Raw genomic sequence first — 19,799 nt, 5'->3', positions numbered from 1 at the left:
GGCCCCCCCCCCCCCCCCGCCCCGCCCCCCGGGGCCGGCGTCAGGCCGCCGGCGAGGGGAAGGTCGGGTACTCCACCCCGGAGACGTGCTGGACGACGCGGATGACCTGGCAGGAGTAGCCGAACTCGTTGTCGTACCAGAGGTAGAGGATCGCGTTGTCCCCGTCGACCTTGGTGGCGCCGGCGTCGACGATCGAGGCGTGCCGCGAGCCGATAAAGTCGCTGGAGACCGCGTCGGGGGCGCTGATGAAGTCGATCTGGCGCCGGAGCGGCGAGGTCAGCGACACGTCGCGCAGGTGGTCCAGGACCTCCTCACGGGTGGTCTCGCGGCCGAGTCGCAGGCTCAGGATCGCGATCGAGACGTCCGGCACCGGGACGCGGATCGAGCTGCCGGTGATGGGGGCCTTGAGGTCGGGCAGCGCCTTGGCGACGGCGGAGGCGGCACCGGTCTCGGTGATGACCATGTTGAGCGGCGCGGAACGACCGCGTCGGTCGGACTTGTGGTAGTTGTCCAGCAGGTTCTGGTCGTTGGTGAACGAGTGGACGGTCTCCACGTGGCCGCGCAGCACGCCGTACTCGTCCGCCATCGCCTTCAGCGGCGGCACGATCGCGTTGGTGGTGCAGGACGCGCAGGAGATGACCTGCTCGTCCGGCTTGATCGTGTCGTGGTTGACGCCGTGGACGATGTTGGGGACGTCGCCCTTGCCCGGCGCGGTCAGGACGACCTTGGCGATGCCGGGGCGCAGGTGCTGGGACAGGCCCGCGCGGTCCCGCCACTTGCCGGTGTTGTCGACGAGGATGGCGTCCTTGATGCCGTACGCCGTGTAGTCCAGCGACGTCGGGTCGTCGGCGTAGATCACCTTGATCTCGTTGCCGTTGGCGACGATCGTGCTGTTCGCCTCGTCGACGGTGATGGTGCCCTGGAACTGGCCGTGGATGGAGTCGCGGCGCAGCAGCGAGGCACGCTTGACGATGTCCTGGTCACCGCCCCCGCGCACGACGATGGCGCGCAGCCGCAGGCCGTTGCCGGAACCGGCCTTCTCGATGAGCAGGCGGGCCACGAGCCGGCCGATGCGGCCGAACCCGTAGAGGACGACGTCGCGCGGCTCGCGGCACTCGATCTTGTTGGCGCCCGTGGCACCGGCGACGGCCTCGGCGGTGAACTCCGCCACCGACAGACCGCGGTCGTCGGTCTTGTACGTCGCGGCGAGCATGCCGATGTCGATCTGGGAGGGGCCGAGGTCGAGCGCGGTGAGCGCCTGGAGGAACGGCATCGTCTCGGTGACCGAGAGCTCCTCACCGGCGATCTGCCGGGCGAAGCGGTGGGTCTTGAGGATGCTGACCACCGACTTGTTCACCAGGGAGCGGCTGTGGAGCAGGACGGTCACGTCCCGCTCCCGCTGCAGCTTCCCGATGATCGGGATCATCGACTCCGCGATCTCCTCGCGGTTCTTCCAGTTAGTGAACGAGTCTTCGTTGACAGTCACAGGATTATCTTTCGAGCTAGGCGGCGCTCGTATGTTAACCCCCCTCCTCTTCGGCCACTCAGGCGGTACCACGGGAGAGGCGCCCGGAGCCGGGCCCGGGTGCCGCGTCGCGGCGCGCCGCGAACCGCCGCGCGGGGTAAAGACGTTCGGGCTTGTGGGGTTTGGTCCGTTCTGCGCCTCTCGCCGTTTGCATGGGGGTGTCGCTCCGTACGCGGCTCCATCGTGTGTCGTTGCGTACACGGCTCCGCCCGTGTGCCGTTGCATACGAAACCCCGTCACGTGCCCCTGCTGACGAGGCGCGGTCGGTGGTCGCTTCGGCCGGTCGCGGGCCTGGCAGCAGGTCGGTGCTCGGGTGATCGGCGGGCCGCCGCGCGGGGCGCGCGAACGGCCGGGGCGACCGCGTGGGCCCGGATGCGCGGGCGCGCCGCCGCGGGGCCGTGGCCCCGTCCGGACGCGCCCGCGCATCGGACCGCCGCGCCCCGTTCATCCGGCCCCGGGCGAGCCCCCTCGCCGCGCCTCCTCGTCACACCACACGGTGGACGAGGCCGGTGAGCAGCGCGCGCAGTTCCTCGGCGGGGCCGGGCAGCAGGGAGACGCTCCGGAGGTGGGTGTCCGCCACGGCGAGCAGGCGCCGCGCCTCCTTCAGGGCGGCGGCGCGGCCTCCCGCCTCTTCTATGAGGTGCGCGGCTCGACGGGCGGTGGCCTCGGAATCGAGGGCGTCCGGGGACGCGAGGAGTTCGGCGAGGTCACGGGCGGCCGTGCGGTGCGCGGCTTCCTCGGTGGCGCCGAGGGCGGCGAGGACGGGGAAGGTCTTCTTGCCGCGAAGGAGGTCGCTGTGTACGGGTTTGCCCGTGACCGCCGGGTCACCCCAGATGCCCAGGATGTCGTCCACCACCTGGAAGGCCACCCCGATGTGCCGGCCGGCCCGTTCCAAGGCGGTGACCGTCTCCTCGGGCGCCCCGGCGAGCACGGCACCGAGCGCGGCGGCACAGCCGAGGAGCGCCCCGGTCTTGTGCTCGGCCATCGCCCGGTACTCGTCAAGAGACACCGCGTCCGGCCCTGTCCACGGCCGGCTCTCGAAGAGCAGGTCGTCCGCCTGGCCGCGCACCAGGTCGGACAGCGTCGCGGCCAGTCGCCGCACGGCCCCGGGCGCGTGGGCGTCCGGCGTGACGGCGAGCGTCTCCACCGCCAGCGCGAACAGCGCGTCCCCCGCCAGCACGGCCGGTCCGGTGCCGTACGCCTTCCACACCGTGGGGCGGCGGCGCCGGGTCGGGTCGCCGTCCATGATGTCGTCGTGCAACAGGGAGAAGGTGTGCACCAGTTCCACCGCGACCGCTCCGGCGACCGCCGCCGCGCCGTGGGCCCCGGCCGCCTCCGCGCTCAGCACCGCCAGCGCCTGCCGCACGCCCTTGCCCGCCGAACCCGTGGCGGGCGCGCCGCCCACCTCGCACCAGCCGAACGAGTACGCCGCCATCTCCGCCGGCCACGGGTGCAGCCGTGCCACCGTCTCGGCCAGCGCGGGCCGCACCAGCTCCTGGCAGCGCGCCAGGATGCGCGGGGCCGTCGCGGGGGGCGCCTCCGCTGCGGGCGGCACGGGGTCCGAAAGAGCCGCGTTCGCGGGCGGCGCCGTGATCGCGGGACCCGCGTCCGAGGACGAGGCCGGGGCCGGGGCCGCGTCCGGGGACGAGGCCGGGGCCGAAAGGTCCGCACCCGTGGAGGCCGCGCCCACCGACAGCACGGTCGGAACCGCCTGGTCCACGGGCGTCGCCGCGGAGGCCACGTCCGGGGGCGTCATCGCCACGGAGCCCGCATCCGAGGCCGTCATCGCCACGGAGCCCGCGTCCGGGGGCGTCATCGTCGCGGAAGCCGTGTCCGAGGCCGTCATCGCCGTCGGTGCCACGCCCCTCACGCGTCCTGCTCCGCTCCGGCGAGACCGAACTCCTTCTGGGCCCGGGACACCATGTCCCGGGCGTGCTTGAGGCCGATGCCCTCCAGTGTGCGGGCCAGCTCGGCCAGGTCCGCGGCGGTGGCGGAGCGGTCGCGGCCCAGCTGGGCCAGGGACTTGACGAGCCCGAGGCGGGACAGGGCCTCACCCCGCGGCTCACGCATGGCCCGGAACTCCTCCAGCGCCTGCTCGTACAGCGTGCGCGCCTCCTCGTAACGCCCCGCGCGGTACAGGACGTTGCCGCGCATCTTGTGGTTGTAGGCCAGCGCGCTCGACAGGTTCATCTCCCGGCACGTCACCTCGGCCTCCGAGAGCAGTTCCAGCGCGCGGGCGGTGTCCCCGTCGCGCACGGACACCACGTCCGCCAGGCCGCGCAGCGCCCAGGCCCGCCCTCTTCGGTCGTCGGCCTGCCCCGCTATCTGCGCGGCCTCCTCGAACATCGCGTACGCGGTGTCGTAGGACCCGGTGTTGCGGTGCATCTGCGCGATGCCCTCCAGTGCCCACACCGTGTGCCGGGCCTCGCCGCGCTTGCGCGCCTCGGCCAGCAGCCGTTCGTGCAGCTCGCCCACGGCCTCGTAGTCGCCCTGTATGCGGCCCGTCTCCGCCATGCCCGCGAGCGCGTAGCCGCGGACGACGATGTCGTCGCCCCGGCGGCCGAGTTCGGCGGCCAGCCCCAGCAGCCGGAAGGCCAGGGCCAGCGCACCGCGCTGCCGCGCCAGCGTGCCGCCGCTCCACAGTGCCCAGGCCATCGCCGCGGTGTCCCCGGCCTGCCGCGCCGCGCGGTAGCTCGCCTTCCACGCCTGGTCGGCCTCCGCGACCTGGCCCAGCCTGCGGTGCGCCTCCGCGACCGCCAGCCCGGAGCGGGCGGCGTCCGCCGGCGAGCCGGCGCGTTCGGCGGCGCGCAACTGCTCGGTGCCGGTGGCCAGTACGTCGACCAGTGAGGAGTTCACGGAGAGGGTGGTCAGTGCGCCCTGGTACTCCGGGGCGAATGCCTTGCCGTACATGGTGTCCTTACTGCCTGCGGCTGCCGGCGACACGCCCAGCCCCTATACACCACGTGTAGAGACGGGGTGTATAGGCGGTTGCTCACGCGCCCCAACGGCATCATCGGTTAGGTGTTGATCAAGACGCAGGCATGGTCGGGACGGTTGCCTCCGCGGCGTAGGTCACGAACCCGTTCTCGTACGGCTGCGACGAACGGAGGCACGCCACCACACGGCGCGGCCGGCCACCGGGCCTCGCGGCGGCCGACGCGCCACCGCTCCGGTGGTCCCCCACCGCCGGGCGTGCGGCGAAAGAGGGCCACCGGAGCGGCAAGCCTTCCCGTCAGACCGGGGCGACCGGATCCCGTCAGACCGAGGCGACCGGCCCCAGCATGATCTTGATCTCCTGCATGCTCGTCAGCTTGCGCACGAAGAGGATGGCGAGCACGGCCGCCGCGAGGCCCAGCACATCGCAGAACATCAGCAGGCCGGCGGCCTTCTTGAGCTCCTCCGGGGTTTCCACGCCCTGGTAGACGAAGCCGCCGATCCTGCTGAGGATGCCCCCGACGACCCACAAGGTCCACCAGGCGTTCAGCACTCCCTTCGGAGCGTTGCGCCACATGCCGTCAGGCCCCATCTGCGTGCTGGCGTCCCAGCTCTCGCGGGCGACGCGGTAAGGCAGCCAAAGGTTCGCGATCGGAACGAACCAGGCGCCGATCGCCCAGCCGCGACCCAACGAGCACATGTCCGCCGCGAAGATCTCGGCATTGGTGCGAACCCGGTGGAGCCAGATGATGAAGACCACCGCCGTCGCCAGCGTGCCCAGGATCTGGAAGATTCCGACCCGCATGTACATGGCGTCGGCCCGGTTCAGTTCGGCCATGCTCGCGGACAGCGGATCGTCCATCAGCGCCCGCATGTTGGCGCCGGCGCCGATGGAGAAGAGATCGATGACGATCATCACGACGAGCAGCAGGGTGATGGCGTTCGCGAGACCGTCGGGCGACCGGAGCACAGGGCCGGCAGGCGGTAATCCGGCATGGTGGTAGGACACGGCTGAGAATCTCCACAAGGAAAGGAAAAGAAAAAGCCCGCACCAGGCGGGGGAAAGAAACTCTAGGTGCATCGTCACTCTGCCGTCCACCGGCATTTCCGGTCACATGGCGCGCATTCTCCCCTCCTCCCGCGCCTGTCCCTCCCCCATCACGCGTACGCCCCACCCCCTCCGCCCGCATTCCCCCGCCGGAGGCCGCAATTCCGGCCGTCCCTTCCGCTGGGCGCACCGCACACGAAGGGACGCCATGGAAAAGGGCTCTTTCCCCTGGGAAGAGGAAAGAGCCCTTCTCTTGCCGCGGCTGAAGCCGTCGCCCCCGCATCACGCGCTTTGTTCACGATGGGGTGCGACTGATCCTGGAGGATGCTTGAACCGCTCCCCTCACCGCTCCGGTACGAGCACCACCTTGAGCGCGGAATACGAGGTACCGGACCCCGCGGCGAGGGCGGCGAAAGCGGCCTCGTGGTCTTCCAGGGGGAAGCGGTGGGTGACCAGCCGCTCCAGGGGGAGCCAGCGGGCCAGTTCGATGGCCTTGGGGAACAGCATGCTGTTGTAGTCCCCGGCGCCGATGATGTGCAGGCCGCGCTGGAGGATCTCCAACGGCCGGACGGTGGCCGAGGCGTTGCTGTTGTAGCCCATGACGACGACGCGCCCGCGTGTGGCGGCGTACGCCAGGGCCTGTTCCAGCAGGCTGCCGACGGTGTCGACGACCACGTCACCCCGTTCGGCGAGGGCGCCGTCCTCCGGGGCGTGGACGGTGACCCGTCCGCCGTCGGACGCTTCGAGCACCTCGCGGCACAGCTTCTGCCGGTACGGGTCGGGCTCGACGAGCAGCACCCGGGCTCCGTAGTGCCGCGCGGCCAGCGCGCACACCACGCCCACGGGGCCGCCGCCGACGACGACCGCGGTCTCGCCGGCCTGGAGGCGGCCCGCCTCGATGTTGTTCAGGGCGCAGGCCAGCGGCTCCACGACCACCGCGCGGTCGAGGTCCATGCCGGTGGGCACGGGGTGGAGGAACCGTTCGGGCAGCCGGATGTACTCGGCGAACGCGCCGTCGAGGTCGAGTCCGACCTCGGTGCCCGCCTTGTTCTCGCAGAAGTCCCAGTGCCCCGCGAGGCAGGTCGGGCACTGTCCGCAGTACAGCGTGGGGTTGACGATGACGCGGTCGCCCGGGCGGTGGCGGGTCACGGCGGTGCCGACGGAGTGCACCGTGCCCACCGCCTCGTGCCCCATCACCACACCGGGCACGGCGGGGAACTTGCCCACCAGTACGCTGCGGTCGGTTCCGCAGATGCCGGTCTGGACGACGCGGACGACGACGTCGGTGGGCGCGTCCGGCTCCGGCGTGGGGCGGTCGGTCAGCGACAGGGTGCGGTTCTCGTTCAGGACCAGGGCTTTCACGGCCTGCCTCCAGGTGTCGTGGAGTCGGCGCCCGGGATGTCCCAGCGGATGGCGTCCAGCAGGGCCTTGTGGAGGCCGGGGGTGGCCGCCGCGACGCACGACTTCTGGTTCATCGGGTCCAGGTCGAGCAGGGCGGTGGTCCCCAGGTCCGCGCCGTAGGCGTCGGTGATCGTGACGCCGCTCAGCTTGGCGAGATGGACGGCGGCGGCGATGTCGTACGGGAACAGGTGCAGGATCGACCCCCGTCCGGCGGCGCGGAACGCCGCCTCGGTGTGCGGGTGGTCGCGCAGGACGCGGTTGCCGATGTCGACGTAGGCGTCGAGCTGGCCGGTGATGATCCGCGAGACGGAGAACGTGGCGCTGTTGAAGACGAAGACGCCGCCGGTGTTGGCCGACCGGTCCACCAGGTGGCCGTAGGCCGCGTTCATCAGGTGCATGGGGTGGCCGTTGAACTCGATCGACCAGAACATCCGGGCCGGGTCGGTGGTGTCGCTGAGCCGGGGCAGCGGGTGGTCGTACCCGCCGCTGGACAGCCCCTCGTCCTCGTCCCCGTAGATCCAGGCGCCGGACTTGAGCTCCAGGAGGTGGGAGGCGGTGACGTCGGCCAGGGTCGGCGCCGCGGACGGCCCCAGGGGCGCCGCGGCGATGGACACCATGCCCATCTCCAGACCGGCCGAGGCGGGCCGGGTCCCGTCGATCGGGTCCACGACCAGCACGAACCGCGGGTCGGGCGCCAGCTCGACCAGCGAGCCGTCCTCGGTGTAGACGGCGAGCGGCAGGTCGGTGCGGGCCCGCAGATATTCCAGGACGGCGCGTTCGGCGACCTCGTCCACGTCGAACTGCGCGTCGCCGCCCGGCGAGTCGCCGTGCACCCGCCGCCGCTGCCCCAGGCGCGCGTACGCCGTCAGCTCGGCCCGTACGTGCTGCCCGAGGCCCGTCAGCAGTTCCTTGAGTTCCTTCACGACGACAGCTCCGCGCGGAAGAGGTTCTCCAGACGGTCGCACAGCAGCGCGGCCTCGTCGAGGGTCAGGATGAGCGGTGGCCGGATCTTGAGCACGTTGCCGTAGCCGTAGCGGGAGGTGCGCAGGATCAGGCCGTGCCGCATCGCCGAACTCGCCAGGTGGTTGGTCAGTTTGACCGCGGGCCGGCCGTCGGGGTGGGCGATCTCGAAGCCGATCATGAGGCCGACGCCGCGTATGTCGACGATCGCCGGGTAGCGGGTCCGCATGTCCGCGAGGCGGCCGAGGATGTAGTCGCCCGTGGCCCGGACGTTGGCCAGGAATTCCGGCTGCCGGACGATGTCGAGCGTGACGTTGGCGGCGGAGGCCGCCAGCAGGTTGGCGCCGTAGGTGAAGGAGTGGTGGTGGGACGGGAGGCCGGCGAGCCGGTCGTTGGTGAGGATCGCCGCGACCTGCGCGCCGGAGCCGCCCAGGCCCTTGGCGGTGGTGATGGCGTCGGGTTCGACGTCGAAGTGCTGGGCGGCGAACATCCGCCCCGTGCGGCCGATGCCCGTCTGGATCTCGTCGAAGATCAGCACAATGTCGTGCTCGTCGCAGAAGGACCGCAGCTTCTGGAAGTAGCCGTCCGGCGGAACGATGTTGCCGCCGTTCCCGGAGATCGGCTCCACGACGATCGCGGCGACCTGACCGGTGCTGGCGTACTCCAGGAAGTCCTCGATGCGGTCGACGCACATCATTCCGCAGGTCTCCCGCTGCTGGCCGTAGAAGCACCGGAAGCAGTACGGGTCCGGCACCTGGAGGGTGCGCGGGAAGAGGGACGGGAACGGCTCCTTGCGGAAGGCGTTGCCCGACATCGAGGTCATCATCATGGTCTGCCCCAGATGGCTGCGGAACAGGGAGATGACCTCGGAACGGCCCGTGGCGTACTGCGCCATCTTGATGGCGCCCTCGTTCGCCTCCGAACCGCCGGAGACCTTCGGGTGGACCTTGGTGAGGTTCTCCGGGGAGACCTCGACGAGCCTGCGGACCAGGCCGTTGATGGGGTCGCTCTGCATGGAGGACGTCAGGTGGGTGAAGACGTCCAACTGCTCCTTCATCGCCGCGACGACGGCCGGGTGGGAGTAGCCGAGGCTGAGGTTGAAGGTCGCCGAGGCGCAGTCGATGTACTCGTTGCCGTCCTCGTCGTAGAGGTGGATCCCCTCGCCGCGCACCATCTTCTGGGCGCTGACGGGGTAGTAGATCATGTCACGCACGTCCGTGACGCTCATGGTGTCCTTCCTTGAAGGCGTGCGGTGCCCGTGCCCGGCCGGTGTGGGGCCTGTCCGGGCGCGGCTGTCGGCGGCGGTGCGCGGCGTGCGCGGCGGCATGGGGCCCGCCGCGCGGCACGGACGCGGCGTCGGCCGACAGGACTGAAGTTCTCGGTGTGCGACCGGTGGTGTGGCCGGGCCCGCGGCGCGTACGGCGGCGGTCCTCGACGCGGACGGCGACGCCGTGCCGCTCGGCCCGGAGCGAAGTGTGTGTTCACCGGCCGGATGCTCGGCCGCTCGAAGGCGGCCGGCTGATGCGTGTCCCCCTTGCAGGGCCTCCCCTGCTGCATGGTGCCCGCCCCGGCGTCCGTACGGCCGTTCCCTGGCGACGGGTGGGCAGTTGGGCAGTTCAACCTTGGACGGGAACGACGCTAACACGGCGACTGTTCGCTTTTTCCAAGTGTGTGCGCGACACGGCCGGAACCGCCCCCGGTCCGTCCGGGGCGTTCCCTGGGACGATCTCCGGCCTGCCCGTATGACCTGGCATCGCGTTGACGTGCGGGTCAGCGGTGTGACGCTGCTCTCGTGGCCGGTTCCGGACCTGTGTCCGGGCGGGGGCCGGTGGGGGCGTCGACACGGGAGGCCGGGGTGTCGAGAGGTTGTTGGCCGGTGCGTTGCGAACCTTTCGAACAGTCTTGGTGTTCTCTTGGGGGTCGCGGCTGTGGGGTCTGACCTCGGGGGGTTGGAGGGTCCGGCCTCGGGGCGTTGGAGGGCGCGGGTCGGCTTGGCTTGCGTGGTCGGCTTGGCCTTTGTGGCCGGCTTGGCGTTTGTGGCTGTCCTGGCGTGCGGGTCCGCGTGGGTTCGATGGTTGCTTGGTGTTCGTGCGGGCGTTCGTGGGCGCTTGGGGTGCGCCGACGCCGTCCTATGGGCGCAGTGACGAGTACGGCAGGAGTTCGCGGTGGGGCCGGGGCCTCGCGTCGGGGTGGGTGGCTCGCGCCGGGCGCCCGGGACGGCAGCGCGGCCTCACCCCGCCTGTCGCAGTGCTTCCCGCAAGGCCGGGAGGGACGTGAAGTGATGGCCCCGCATCCCCATGGACTCGGCGGCCCGGACGTTCTCCGGTCGGTCGTCGACGAACAGGATGCGCTCGGGCGGCAGGCCGAACTTCGCCACGCACCAGGCGTACGCGGCCGGCTCGGGCTTGGCGTGGCCGATCCGGCAGGACAGGCCCAGGAACGCGAAGCGCCCGAGCCAGGGCTGCCGCCGCTCGTAGTGCGCCGCCAGCTCGGGCGGGATGTTCGACAGCAGGCCCAGGCTGGTCCCCCGGTCCGCCAGCGCGCCGACGAACTCCACCATGTCGTCGTCCACCTCGCTCCAACTCGCCACGTCGGCGGCGACGAGGTCGGCGATGCGGCCCTCGTCGAAGGTGGCACCGAGGTCGTCCGCCACGCTGCGCCAATACTCCGGGCCGGACTGTTCGCCCCGGTCGTAGGGCTGCCGCCGCGCCCAGTAGCTCCGCCAGAAGTCCGCGCCCGGGACACCGGCGGTGCGCTCCAGCCGGGCGCGCGCGGCCGGCGACTGGTGACGCGCGACGACGCCGAACATGTCGAAGAGGACAGCGGTCATGGATCACCTCGGGTGGTGGGTGGGTGCCGGGGGTCTGTGGTGGTGGGCGGTGTCACCGATGCCCGACGCCCGATGCCCCGGGGCGCGGGCGTCGACGGGAAAGGGGCCACCGCGGACGCGCGGGGAGGCGCGATCCCTTCCAAGACAGTGCTCGGTTTCCGGTCCTCGTTCCCGGACTTGGTGCAGACCGGAACGACACCGGATGTGGTGGAGTACACATCCGTGGTGAGCGGATGTCAATTGCGAGCGGCCTCGGGAAGCGTGCGAACCAACGGGCCGGAAGAAGGAAACTCGCAGTCCACATGGTGGTGTGCTACATCAACCAACATGAACGTAGCCGATCGCCACCGATACATCCTGTCCCTCCTGACGGAGCGGAACCGGGCGTCCGTCGCGGAACTCGCCCGTGCCACCAAGGCGTCGGAGATGACCATCCGACGGGACCTGGAACTGCTGGAGGGCAAGGGCGCGTTGCGGCGCGTGCACGGTGGTGCGGTGAGCGCGCTGCTCAGCGGGGTGGAACCGCCGTACGCCGTACGCGCCCTGGTCGGCGGCGAGACCAAGGCGAAGTTGGCCGACGCGGTGGTGGGGATGCTCAAGGACGGCGAAACCGTGGCCCTGGACACCGGGACGACGGCCGTGGCGGTGGCCCAGGCCATGACCGACCGGCGGCTGACCGTCACGCCCCTCTCCCTGCACGCGGCCATCCCGCTCTCCCAGAGCGAGGGCATCCGCCTCCTCCTCCCCGGGGGGCAGGTGCGGCCGGGCGAACTGTCGTTCCACGGGGAGACGGCGCTGCGGACTTTCGAGGACCTGCGGTACGACACGTTCATCCTCGCGTGCTGCTGCGTCGATGTGACCAACGGCGCCACGGCGTACAGCCTTGAGGACGTCCACGTGAAGCGGGTCGCCGCGCGGGCGGCCGGCCGGATCATCCTCGTCGCCACGGGGGACAAGCTGGGGCGGGTGGCGCTGGGCCGGATCTGCCCGGTGGACCAGCTGGACGTGCTGGTGACCGACGCTCCCCCGGGAACGCCCGCGCTGGAGGAGATGCGGTCGGCGGGCGTGAACATCGTCCACGCGTGACGCCGCACGACGCGGAGCGCGTTAACTCCCCCGACAAGTGACGGTGATTGCTCGGCCTCTTTCGCACACCTACCCTGTGCGTTACGCTCACCGCCGATGAGTGAATCGACTGCTTCCAATTCTCCGGAGAGGGCGCGGCGATTACGTACCGCACGCGTGTGCACCTTCGGCGCGTTCGCGCTCAACGGCTTCCTCATGGGGATGTGGATCGTGCACATCCCCGCGGTCGAGCAGCGGGTCGGCATCACGCATGTCGTCCTGGGATGGCTGCTGCTGTTCCTGGGCGGCGGGGCGTTCCTCGGGATGCGGGTCTGCGGCGCGCTCGCCGACCGGTTCGGGAGCCGGCGCGTCGTCCTGGCCGGTGGCGTGCTGTGCAGTGCCATGGTGGTCCTGCCGTCCCTCGCGCACGCCCCGTGGACGCTGGCCGTGGCCTTGTTGCTGCTGGGTTTCGGCAACGGCTGCCTGGACGTGAGCATGAACACCCAGGCCGTGCAGGTCGAGCGCGGTTACGGCCGTCCGGTGATGTCGGCCTTCCACGCCGTGTTCTCGGTCGGCGGCGTCCTCGCTTCCCTGGCGGGGGCCCGGACGATCAGCTGGAACTGGGACGTCTCCTTCACGCTGACGTGCGTGGCGGTCCTGGGCGTGATCGTCACGTTCGCCGTGGTCCCGGGGCTGCTGCCGGCGGAGCGCGTGGGGCCGAAGCCGGCCGGGAACGGTGCCGCGGCCCCCGCCCCCAAACGCCGCACCCCCTCGCAGGTCTGGGCGCTGGGCGTGCTCGCCCTGATGCTGATGCTCTGCGAGGGCGTGGCGAACGACTGGAGCGTCCTGCACCTGCGCGACGTGCTGGACGCCCCCGCCGCGACCGCCGCGCTGGCGTACGGCGGCTTCGCCACGGCCATGACGGCGGGCCGGTTCGTCACCGACCGGGTCGTGGCGCGTTTCGGCCGGGTCGCCGTGGTCCGTTACGGCGCCGCCCTCGCGGGCCTCGGGCTGGCGGTGGCCGCGCTGTCCTCGTGGGTCCCGCTCGCCCTGGCCGGCTGGACGGTGTTCGGCATCGGACTGTCCGGGTGCGTCCCGCAGTTCTTCACGGCCGCGGGCAACGTGGACCCGGCGTCGTCCGGGGCGAACGTCTCCAAGGTGGCCGGGCTGGGGTACATGGGGATGCTGGCGGGCCCGGCGGTCATCGGGCCGCTCACCCACGCCATCCCGCTGAACCTGACGTTCTTCCTGCCCGTGGCCTTCTGCGTGGCGGCGGCCTGCGCGGCGGGGGTGCTGCGCCCCGCCCGGTCGCCGGCCCCCGCCGCCGGTCCGGTGCCGGCGGAGGCGGAGGCCGGGGCCGCGGCCGGGGCGCGGGGGCCCGCCGCCGGCGGGTGACGGGCGCGGCGCCCGCCCGGCCCGTCGTCAGGCGAACGACGGGGCGAACACCCCGCCCCCAGCCCCGCCTTCACCGGGGCGCAGTCGTGACGCCCGGCCCGCGCCCGTCCGCCCCGTGCTCTCACCAGTGCCGAGCGGACGGGACACGGAAAGCCATCGCCCCCGGCCGCGAACTCACCCGATCCTGGTCATGACGGAGTCGTAACCGCCACCGCCCGGGTAGACCCACGCCCCCGTGAGGACGTTGCCGTCGGCGTCGAACGTCCCCCGGTAGTACGCCGGGGAGCCCTTCCCGCCCGCCCAGATGGTCAGAGTGTCGCCTTCAAGTTCGTACACGTAGTCGAAGGTGTTGCCCTGGCTGTCGTAGTACCGGGACCGGATGTCCGCGCTCGGCTCCGGCGCGCCGAAGGGCTTCTCCCGGCCGATCATCTCGACGCCGACGACCGGCTGGCCGTACTGCTCCAGGCGGACGTCCTGGACGAGGAAGAACCCGCCCTCCAGCCAGCGGTAGGCGACCGTGCCCTCGGCGCCGCCGGTCACCCGCCAGGAGCCCACCAACCGGTCGAGGGCGGCCAGTCGCTCGTCCGGACGGCCCGTCGGCGCGCTGCTCGTGGTCTCGGTCATGGTCGGTCCCTTTCTCGTGCGCCGCGCCCGGGGCGCGGCGTCCCTGCGATGCGCTCGTATGACGGGCGGGTGCACGCGAAGGAATCGGCCGGGCGAGGTGACGTACGTCACCCGCTGGTGACGATCAGGGAGTGGCGCAGACCGGCCGCGGGCAGCAGTTCCGGGCCGAAGGTCGTGATCTCGGCGATCAGCCCGTCCTCGACGCGCAGGACGTCCACGTTGACCGCCGTGTGGTGCGTCTCCCCCGGCCCGCGGACGTAATTGACGGCGGCGACCTGGCGGTTGACCGTCAGCGGGATCGCGTGCCAGTCGCCCCAGGCCCCCTCGCCTTCGAGGACCGGGCGCCACATGTCCACGATGGCGGTGCGGCCGTCGAAGACCAGGTGGGCGGGCGGCATGGTCTGCCGGGCGTCCTCGCGCAGCAGCGCGGCCAGCGCGGAGAGGTCCGCGCGCCGGGAGGCGTCGACGTAACGCCGCAGCAGGGCGCGTTCCTCGTCGGTGGGAGCGGTGGCCGCCCGCCATTCCGCGCGCCGCCGGGGCAGGTGCTGCCTCAGGGTCGCGCGGGCGCGCTGGAGGCCGCTCTTGACGGCGGGGACGCTCGTCTCCAGCGCCTCGGCGGTCTGCTGCGCGGGCCATCCCAGGACGTCGCGCAGGACGAGGACCGCGCGCTGCCGGGGCGGGAGGTGCTGGATGGCGGCGAGGAAGGCGAGTTCGATGGTCTCCCGGGTGATCGCCACCGCCTCCGGCTCGCCGCCGGCCGGCGCCGCCAGGTCCAGGAGCGCGTCCGGGTACGGCTGGAGCCAGGTGACCTCGGCCGGTGTGGAGCGCGCCGCCGCGCTCCCGGAGGCGTCCACCGCCACCGCGAGTTCGCGGTGGCGGGCCGGGTCGGCCAGCGCGTCCAGACAGGCATTCGTCGCGATCTTGTAGAGCCAGGCGCGGAAGGTCGAACGGCCTTGGAACGTGTCCCGTTTGCGCCAGGCCCGCAGCAGCGCCTCCTGCACCAGGTCCTCCGCGTCCGTGAACGACCCGAGCATCCGGTAGCAGTGGACCCGCAGTTCGTGCCGGTGGGCCTCGGCCAGTTCGGTGAACACCGCCTCGTCCCCGGCCCGGACGGCCCGCGCCGTCCGTTCCTCGGCGCTCCCCCGCCCGTCGTCCGCACCGTTCACGACGCCCCCGTTCAGCCGGCCACTCGCCCTCGCCCCGGCTTCCGACCATAACGTGATCTTCGCGGTGGCCGGCCACGGGCCTTCGCGGGCTGCGCCGAAGCGCGTCGGAACGCGTCGGAGCCATCCCCTCCGACGGCTCCGGCGCACGGCCTCCACACGGCGACGAGCTGACGCGATCCACGACGGCCGCGTCCCCGTCACCCCCTCACAACCTCCCCGACCTCCGCTCCAGGAACAGCAGCCACGCCAGATACACACCGCCGCCCACCCCCGTCACCACGCCCACCGGCAGGATGCCCGTGCCGGAGATCCGCTGGGCGATCCAGTCGGCGAGGGTGACCAGGAGGGCGCCCATCCAGGCGGCCGGGAGCACGTTGGGCCCCGGTGCGTGGGTGAGGCGGCGGGCCAGTTGGGGGGCGGCGAGCGCGACGAAGGGGATGGGCCCGGCGGCGGCGACGGACATCGCGGTCAGGCCGGTGCCGACGGCGAGGAGGGCCAGGCGGCTGCGCTGCGGGGAGACGCCCAGCGCCGCCGCGGTGTCGTCCCCCATCTCCAGCAGGGACAGCCGCCGGGTCAGGGCCAGGACGGCGGGGGCCAGGACGGCGACGCCGAGGGCGGCCACGCCCACCTCGGCCCAGCCGCGCCCGTTGAGGCTGCCGATCATCCAGGTGGCGGCCTCGGCGGCCTTGCCGATGTCGGCCCGTACGTACAGGTAGCTGGTCAGCGCGCCCAGGACCGCCGAGCCGCCGATGCCGACGAGCACCAGGCGGTAGCCGTGCACGCCGCGCCGCCAGGCCAGCAGGTAGACGGCGCCGGCGGTGGCCAGTCCGCCGGCCACCGCGCCGGCGGCGATCTGCGGGGTGCCGGCGTCCAGGAGGATGACGAAGACCAGGGCGCCGGCCGAGGCGCCGCTGCCGAAGCCGATGACGTCGGGGCTGCCGAGAGGGTTGCGCGCCAGGGACTGGAAGACCGCGCCGCTCATGCCCATCGCGAACCCGGCCAGCAGCCCGTCCAGCACGCGCGGCAGGCGCAGATCCATGACGACGAAGTCCGCGCCGGGCGGGCCGTCACCGAGCACGGTGGCGACGACCTCGGCGGGGCTGAGCCGGTAGCTGCCCATGCCCAGGGACAGGACCGCCACCGCGGCACCGACCAGCGCCAGCACCCCGCACACCAGCAGGGCGCGACGGCTCAGCCGCAGGGAGAGGCCCCCGCGGGTGCGCAGGACGGTGGGGCGCGGCGGCACACGGCGGACGGCAGAGGTACGCACGGGACGGGAGCGGACAGCGTTCACAGCTGCGCCACCCTCCGCCGCCGCACCAGATGGACGAACAGCAACCCCCCGCAGAAGGCCGTGACGACCCCCACCTCGATCTCCGTCGCCGGCACCAGCACCCGCCCGACGATGTCCGAGCCCAGCAGCAGTACGGGCGCGAAGACCGCGCAGTAGGGGAACAGCCAGCGCGTGTCCGGGCCGCAGAAGGCGCGCACCGCGTGCGGGATCATCAGGCCGATGAAGCCGATCGGCCCGCACACGGCGGTCGCGGCCCCGCACAGCAGGGTGATGGCGACGATGGACAGCACCCGGGTGCGGCCCGGCCGGGCGCCCAGGGAGCGGGCGGTGTCCTCGCCCAGGGCCATGGCGTTCAGCGGGCGGGCCACGGCCAGCGCGAGGACGAGACCCGCCAGCAGGAAGGGCAGCGCGGTCAGGAGCAGGTCGCCGCGGCGGCCGGCGAGTGTGCCGATGGACCAGTGGCGCATGGTCTCCAGGGCTCCGAGGTCCACCAGTTGCAGCCCGTTGACGTAGCCGAAGAGGGCGGCGTTGACGGCGGTGCCCGCGAGGGCGAGCCGGACCGGGGTGGCCGCCCGGCTGCCCCCGAGGGCGTTGACCAGGACGGCCGCCGCCCCGGCGCCGGCCAGCGCGAACCAGAGGTAGCCCGTGAAGGAGGTGACGCCGAGCACGGCGATCCCGGTGACCACGGCGGCGGAGGCGCCCGCGTTGACGCCGAGGAGCCCGGGGTCGGCCAGCGGGTTGCGGGTGAGGGTCTGCATCACGGCGCCGGCCAGCCCGAGGGCGGCGCCCGCGGCGACGCCCAGGAAAGTGCGCGGCAGCCGCAGTTCCCGCACGATGCGGTCGTCGGGGGTGCCGGTGGCGTCGAACAGGCCGTGCCACACCTGGTCGAGGGGGATGGCCTTGGCGCCCACGGCGATGCTGGCCAGCACCACAGCGGCGAGCAGCGCCAGGCCCAGCAGCAGTCCCCCGGCCCGCGCCGCCCGGCGCCCGGCGACCGGCGCGGCCGGGGCGGGGGGCGCGGGCGGCGCCGCGCGCGCCACGGTGGCGGTCGTCGTCACGCGGCGCTGCCTTCCCTGACGGTGGCCCGGTGGCGCGCGCACTCCTCGTACGAGGGCAGCAGGCCCCGGCGCTCGGCCTCCTCCAGGGTGGGCGCGGCGGCGTCCTTGGGCGACAGCAGCGGGGGCAGGTCGGCGGGCCAGTCGATGCCCAGGGCGGGGTCCAGCGGGTGGATGCCGTGTTCACGGAGCGGCTGGTAGCCGGTGGAGCACAGGTAGACCACGGTGGCGTCGTCGGTGAGGGCCATGAAGGCGTGGCCGAGCCCCTCGGAGAGGTAGACGGCGTTCCGTTCGTCCTCGTCCAGCGGTACGGCCTCCCAGGCGCGGTAGGTGGGCGAGCCGGTCCGCAGGTCCACCACCACGTCCAGCACGGCGCCGCGCACGCAGGTGACGTATTTGGCCTGGCCGGGCGGCACGTCGCTGAAGTGCACGCCGCGCAGCGTGCCCCGCCGGGAGACGGAGCAGTTGGCCTGGGCCAGGACCGGCGTGCGGCCGGTGGCGCCGGTGAACTCGGGCTCCTTGAACCACTCGTGGAAGGATCCCCGGTCGTCCCGGTGGACGCGCGGTGTGCGGACCCAGGCTCCTTCGATGCTCAGCGGGCGCATGAGATTCCTCCTTCCGGGGCCGCGGTGACCGCGGCGAATTCGGCGGCGAGCGCGGCACGCCAGTGCCGGGGCGCGGGCAGCCCGGCGGCGGCCCAGCGGTCGTGCCCGAGCACGCTCCAGGCGGGCCGGGCGGCGGGGCGGTCCAGGGTGGTGCTGTCGGTGGGCCGTACCCGTTCGGGGTCGGCGCCGGCGAGGTGGAAGACCTCGCGGGCCAGCCCGTACCAGGTGGTCCGGCCGCTCGCGGTGGCGTGGAAGACGCCGGGGCGGGCGGGGCCGCGCCCCAGGGCGAGCAGCCGCTCGGCCACGTCGCGGGCGGGCGTGGGCTGGCCCGTCTGGTCGTCGACGACGTGCACGGTGGCGCCCCGCGCGGCGCGTTCGGCCATGGTGCGGACGAAGTTGCGGCCGTGGGCGCCGTACAGCCAGGCGGTGCGCACGACGGTGCCGGTGTGCGGGAGTTCCTCCCGTACGGCGCGTTCGCCTTCGAGCTTGCTGCGGCCGTAGGCGGTGCGCGGGCCGGGGGCGGCGTCCTCGGCGTACGGGGTGGTGGCGTCGCCCGCGAAGACGTAGTCGGTGGACGGGTGCAGCAGCCGGGCGCCGCCGCGCGCGCAGGCGCGGGCCAGGCCGCGCACCGCGTCGGCGTTGATCCGCCGCGCCTGGTCCTCGTCGGTCTCGGCGCCGTCCACGTCCGTGTAGGCGGCGCAGTTGACGACGACGGTGGGCCGGGCGCGGCGTACGGCGGCCTCGACGGCGCGGGTGTCGGTGAGGTCCAGGGCGCGGCGGTCCAGGGGCAGCGCGCACTCACCTTCGGCGGCCAGCAGGCGGACGACCTCGCGGCCGAGCATCCCGCCCGCGCCGGTGATCAGCCAGCGGTTCACCGGGCGGCACCGCCCGGGGCGGCCGTGGGGGCCGTGGGGGCCCACCAGTCGGGGTGGTCGCGGTACCAGGCGACCGTCTCGGCGAGGCCGTCCTCGAAGGAGTGGCGCGGGGTGTAGCCGAGTTCGGTGCGGATCTTGGTCCAGTCCACGGAGTAGCGCCGATCGTGGCCCTTGCGGTCGGTGACGTGCTCGACCCGGTCCCGGTCGGCGCCGCAGGCGGCGATGAGGCGCTCGGTGAGTTCCTTGTTGCTCAGTTCGGTGCCGCCGCCGATGTTGTAGACCTGGCCGGGCCGGCCGCCTTCCAGGACCAGCCGCAGCGCCCGGCAGTGGTCGTCCACGTGCAGCCAGTCGCGGACGTTGAGCCCGTCGCCGTACAGCGGGACACGCTCACCGGCCAGCAGCCGGGTCGTGAACAGCGGGATGACCTTCTCGGGGTGCTGGTGGGGGCCGTAGTTGTTGGAGCAGCGGGTCACCGACACGTCCAGGCCGTGGGTGCGGTGGTGGGCCAGGGCCAGCAGGTCGGATCCGGCCTTGGAGGCGGAGTAGGGGGAGTTGGGGGCCAGGGGCTCGTCCTCGGTCCAGGAGCCTTCCGGGATGGAGCCGTAGACCTCGTCGGTGGAGACGTGCACGAAGCGGGCGATGCGGTGGCGTACGGCGGACTCCAGGAGCACCTGGGTTCCCACGACGTTGGTGGTGGCGAACTCCGTGCCGCCCTCGATGGACCGGTCCACGTGCGATTCGGCGGCGAAGTGCACCACCGCGTCGTGCGCGGCCAGCAGGGAGTCCACCAGCGGCCGGTCGCGGATGTCGCCGTGGACGAAGGAGAAGCGGGGGTCGTCCTCCACGGTGCGGAGGTTGGCGCGGTTCCCGGCGTAGGTCAGCGCGTCCAGAACGGTGACGTGCGGGCCGCCGCCCCCGGGGGCGAGCAGGGTGCGGACGAAGTGGGAGCCGATGAAGCCGGCCCCGCCGGTGACGAGGATTCTCAAGGCGATGGTCCAGGGGAGGGGGTGGGTGACGGTCGG

At 72.7% G+C, this 19,799-nt stretch carries 17 protein-coding genes; 2 read left to right on the top strand and 15 right to left on the bottom strand.

Features of this window, described 5'->3' with window-relative positions; all coding sequences use genetic code 11:
- Positions 1–40 precede the first annotated feature (40 nt).
- From ABZX96_RS33220 to ABZX96_RS33185, 8 genes are all read right to left on the bottom strand, one after another.
- Positions 41–1,486: a glyceraldehyde-3-phosphate dehydrogenase gene (locus tag ABZX96_RS33220; protein WP_355551642.1), complete on the bottom strand. Its 1,446-nt coding sequence runs from the start codon at positions 1,484–1,486 to the stop codon at positions 41–43.
- Between the two features lie 523 nt (positions 1,487–2,009).
- Entirely contained in the window at positions 2,010–3,080 is a 1,071-nt protein-coding gene (locus ABZX96_RS33215; protein ID WP_355551650.1) for a polyprenyl synthetase family protein, read from the bottom strand.
- A 311-nt stretch (positions 3,081–3,391) separates the two neighbouring features.
- The gene (locus ABZX96_RS33210; protein ID WP_355551641.1) at positions 3,392–4,435 is read right to left on the bottom strand and encodes a tetratricopeptide repeat protein; all 1,044 of its coding nucleotides are present in this window, start codon (positions 4,433–4,435) and stop codon (positions 3,392–3,394) included.
- Positions 4,436–4,781: 346 nt separating this feature from the next.
- A complete protein-coding gene (locus tag ABZX96_RS33205) occupies positions 4,782–5,468 on the bottom strand; it encodes a DUF4328 domain-containing protein (RefSeq protein WP_355551639.1) in 687 nt (228 codons plus the stop codon).
- Between the two features lie 381 nt (positions 5,469–5,849).
- Positions 5,850–6,869 (bottom strand): alcohol dehydrogenase catalytic domain-containing protein, encoded by a 1,020-nt coding sequence (locus tag ABZX96_RS33200; protein WP_355551637.1) that lies wholly within the window; start codon positions 6,867–6,869, stop codon positions 5,850–5,852.
- Entirely contained in the window at positions 6,866–7,831 is a 966-nt protein-coding gene (locus ABZX96_RS33195) for an inositol monophosphatase family protein (RefSeq protein ID WP_355551634.1), read from the bottom strand. The genes ABZX96_RS33200 and ABZX96_RS33195 overlap by 4 nt, the downstream gene beginning before the upstream one ends.
- The gene (locus tag ABZX96_RS33190; RefSeq protein ID WP_355551631.1) at positions 7,828–9,096 is read right to left on the bottom strand and encodes an aspartate aminotransferase family protein; all 1,269 of its coding nucleotides are present in this window, start codon (positions 9,094–9,096) and stop codon (positions 7,828–7,830) included. The genes ABZX96_RS33195 and ABZX96_RS33190 overlap by 4 nt, the downstream gene beginning before the upstream one ends.
- 1,002 nt (positions 9,097–10,098) lie before the next feature.
- Positions 10,099–10,698 (bottom strand): HAD family phosphatase, encoded by a 600-nt coding sequence (locus ABZX96_RS33185; RefSeq protein WP_355551628.1) that lies wholly within the window; start codon positions 10,696–10,698, stop codon positions 10,099–10,101.
- Positions 10,699–11,025: 327 nt separating this feature from the next.
- Between ABZX96_RS33185 and ABZX96_RS33180 the strand changes: the two genes are divergently transcribed.
- Entirely contained in the window at positions 11,026–11,784 is a 759-nt protein-coding gene (locus ABZX96_RS33180) for a DeoR/GlpR family DNA-binding transcription regulator (protein ID WP_355551625.1), read from the top strand.
- Positions 11,785–11,880: 96 nt separating this feature from the next.
- Positions 11,881–13,158, top strand: a complete 1,278-nt coding sequence (locus tag ABZX96_RS33175; protein WP_355551622.1) for an MFS transporter — start codon at positions 11,881–11,883, stop codon at positions 13,156–13,158.
- A gap of 174 nt (positions 13,159–13,332) precedes the next feature.
- Here ABZX96_RS33175 and ABZX96_RS33170 read toward each other — a convergent pair whose 3' ends face one another.
- From ABZX96_RS33170 to rfbB, 7 genes are all read right to left on the bottom strand, one after another.
- Positions 13,333–13,782 (bottom strand): hypothetical protein, encoded by a 450-nt coding sequence (locus ABZX96_RS33170; RefSeq protein WP_355551619.1) that lies wholly within the window; start codon positions 13,780–13,782, stop codon positions 13,333–13,335.
- A gap of 107 nt (positions 13,783–13,889) precedes the next feature.
- On the bottom strand, positions 13,890–14,948 hold the full coding sequence (locus tag ABZX96_RS33165; RefSeq protein ID WP_355551617.1) for an RNA polymerase subunit sigma-70: 1,059 nt from the start codon (positions 14,946–14,948) through the stop codon (positions 13,890–13,892).
- A gap of 205 nt (positions 14,949–15,153) precedes the next feature.
- Positions 15,154–16,218, bottom strand: coding sequence for an iron chelate uptake ABC transporter family permease subunit (locus ABZX96_RS33160; protein WP_355551614.1), 1,065 nt, complete (start codon positions 16,216–16,218; stop codon positions 15,154–15,156).
- Positions 16,219–16,238: 20 nt separating this feature from the next.
- The gene (locus tag ABZX96_RS33155; protein WP_355551647.1) at positions 16,239–17,201 is read right to left on the bottom strand and encodes an iron chelate uptake ABC transporter family permease subunit; all 963 of its coding nucleotides are present in this window, start codon (positions 17,199–17,201) and stop codon (positions 16,239–16,241) included.
- Positions 17,202–17,296: 95 nt separating this feature from the next.
- A complete protein-coding gene (rfbC, locus tag ABZX96_RS33150) occupies positions 17,297–17,902 on the bottom strand; it encodes a dTDP-4-dehydrorhamnose 3,5-epimerase (protein ID WP_355551612.1) in 606 nt (201 codons plus the stop codon).
- The gene (gene rfbD / locus ABZX96_RS33145; protein ID WP_355551609.1) at positions 17,890–18,777 is read right to left on the bottom strand and encodes a dTDP-4-dehydrorhamnose reductase; all 888 of its coding nucleotides are present in this window, start codon (positions 18,775–18,777) and stop codon (positions 17,890–17,892) included. Before rfbD ends, rfbC begins: the two co-directional genes overlap by 13 nt.
- Positions 18,774–19,763 (bottom strand): dTDP-glucose 4,6-dehydratase, encoded by a 990-nt coding sequence (gene rfbB / locus ABZX96_RS33140; protein ID WP_355551606.1) that lies wholly within the window; start codon positions 19,761–19,763, stop codon positions 18,774–18,776. Before rfbB ends, rfbD begins: the two co-directional genes overlap by 4 nt.
- Positions 19,764–19,799 lie beyond the last annotated feature (36 nt).

It is taken from the genome of Streptomyces sp. NPDC003077 (assembly GCF_040611095.1).
GTDB lineage: Bacteria > Actinomycetota > Actinomycetes > Streptomycetales > Streptomycetaceae > Streptomyces.
The sequence above is the reverse complement of the archived record's forward strand: the minus strand, read 5'-3'. Positions and strand labels throughout refer to the sequence as shown.

Bases quoted from the DNA above. Each gene is read 5' to 3' on its own strand.
- ABZX96_RS33210 (WP_355551641.1), bottom strand. From the start codon at position 4,435: ATGTACGGCAAGGCATTCGCCCCGGAGTACCAGGGCGCACTGACCACC.
- ABZX96_RS33190 (WP_355551631.1), bottom strand. From the start codon at position 9,096: ATGAGCGTCACGGACGTGCGTGACATGATCTACTACCCCGTCAGCGCC.
- ABZX96_RS33185 (WP_355551628.1), bottom strand. From the start codon at position 10,698: ATGACCGCTGTCCTCTTCGACATGTTCGGCGTCGTCGCGCGTCACCAG.
- ABZX96_RS33180 (WP_355551625.1), top strand. From the start codon at position 11,026: ATGAACGTAGCCGATCGCCACCGATACATCCTGTCCCTCCTGACGGAG.
- ABZX96_RS33175 (WP_355551622.1), top strand. From the start codon at position 11,881: ATGAGTGAATCGACTGCTTCCAATTCTCCGGAGAGGGCGCGGCGATTA.
- ABZX96_RS33170 (WP_355551619.1), bottom strand. From the start codon at position 13,782: ATGACCGAGACCACGAGCAGCGCGCCGACGGGCCGTCCGGACGAGCGA.
- rfbC (WP_355551612.1), bottom strand. From the start codon at position 17,902: ATGCGCCCGCTGAGCATCGAAGGAGCCTGGGTCCGCACACCGCGCGTC.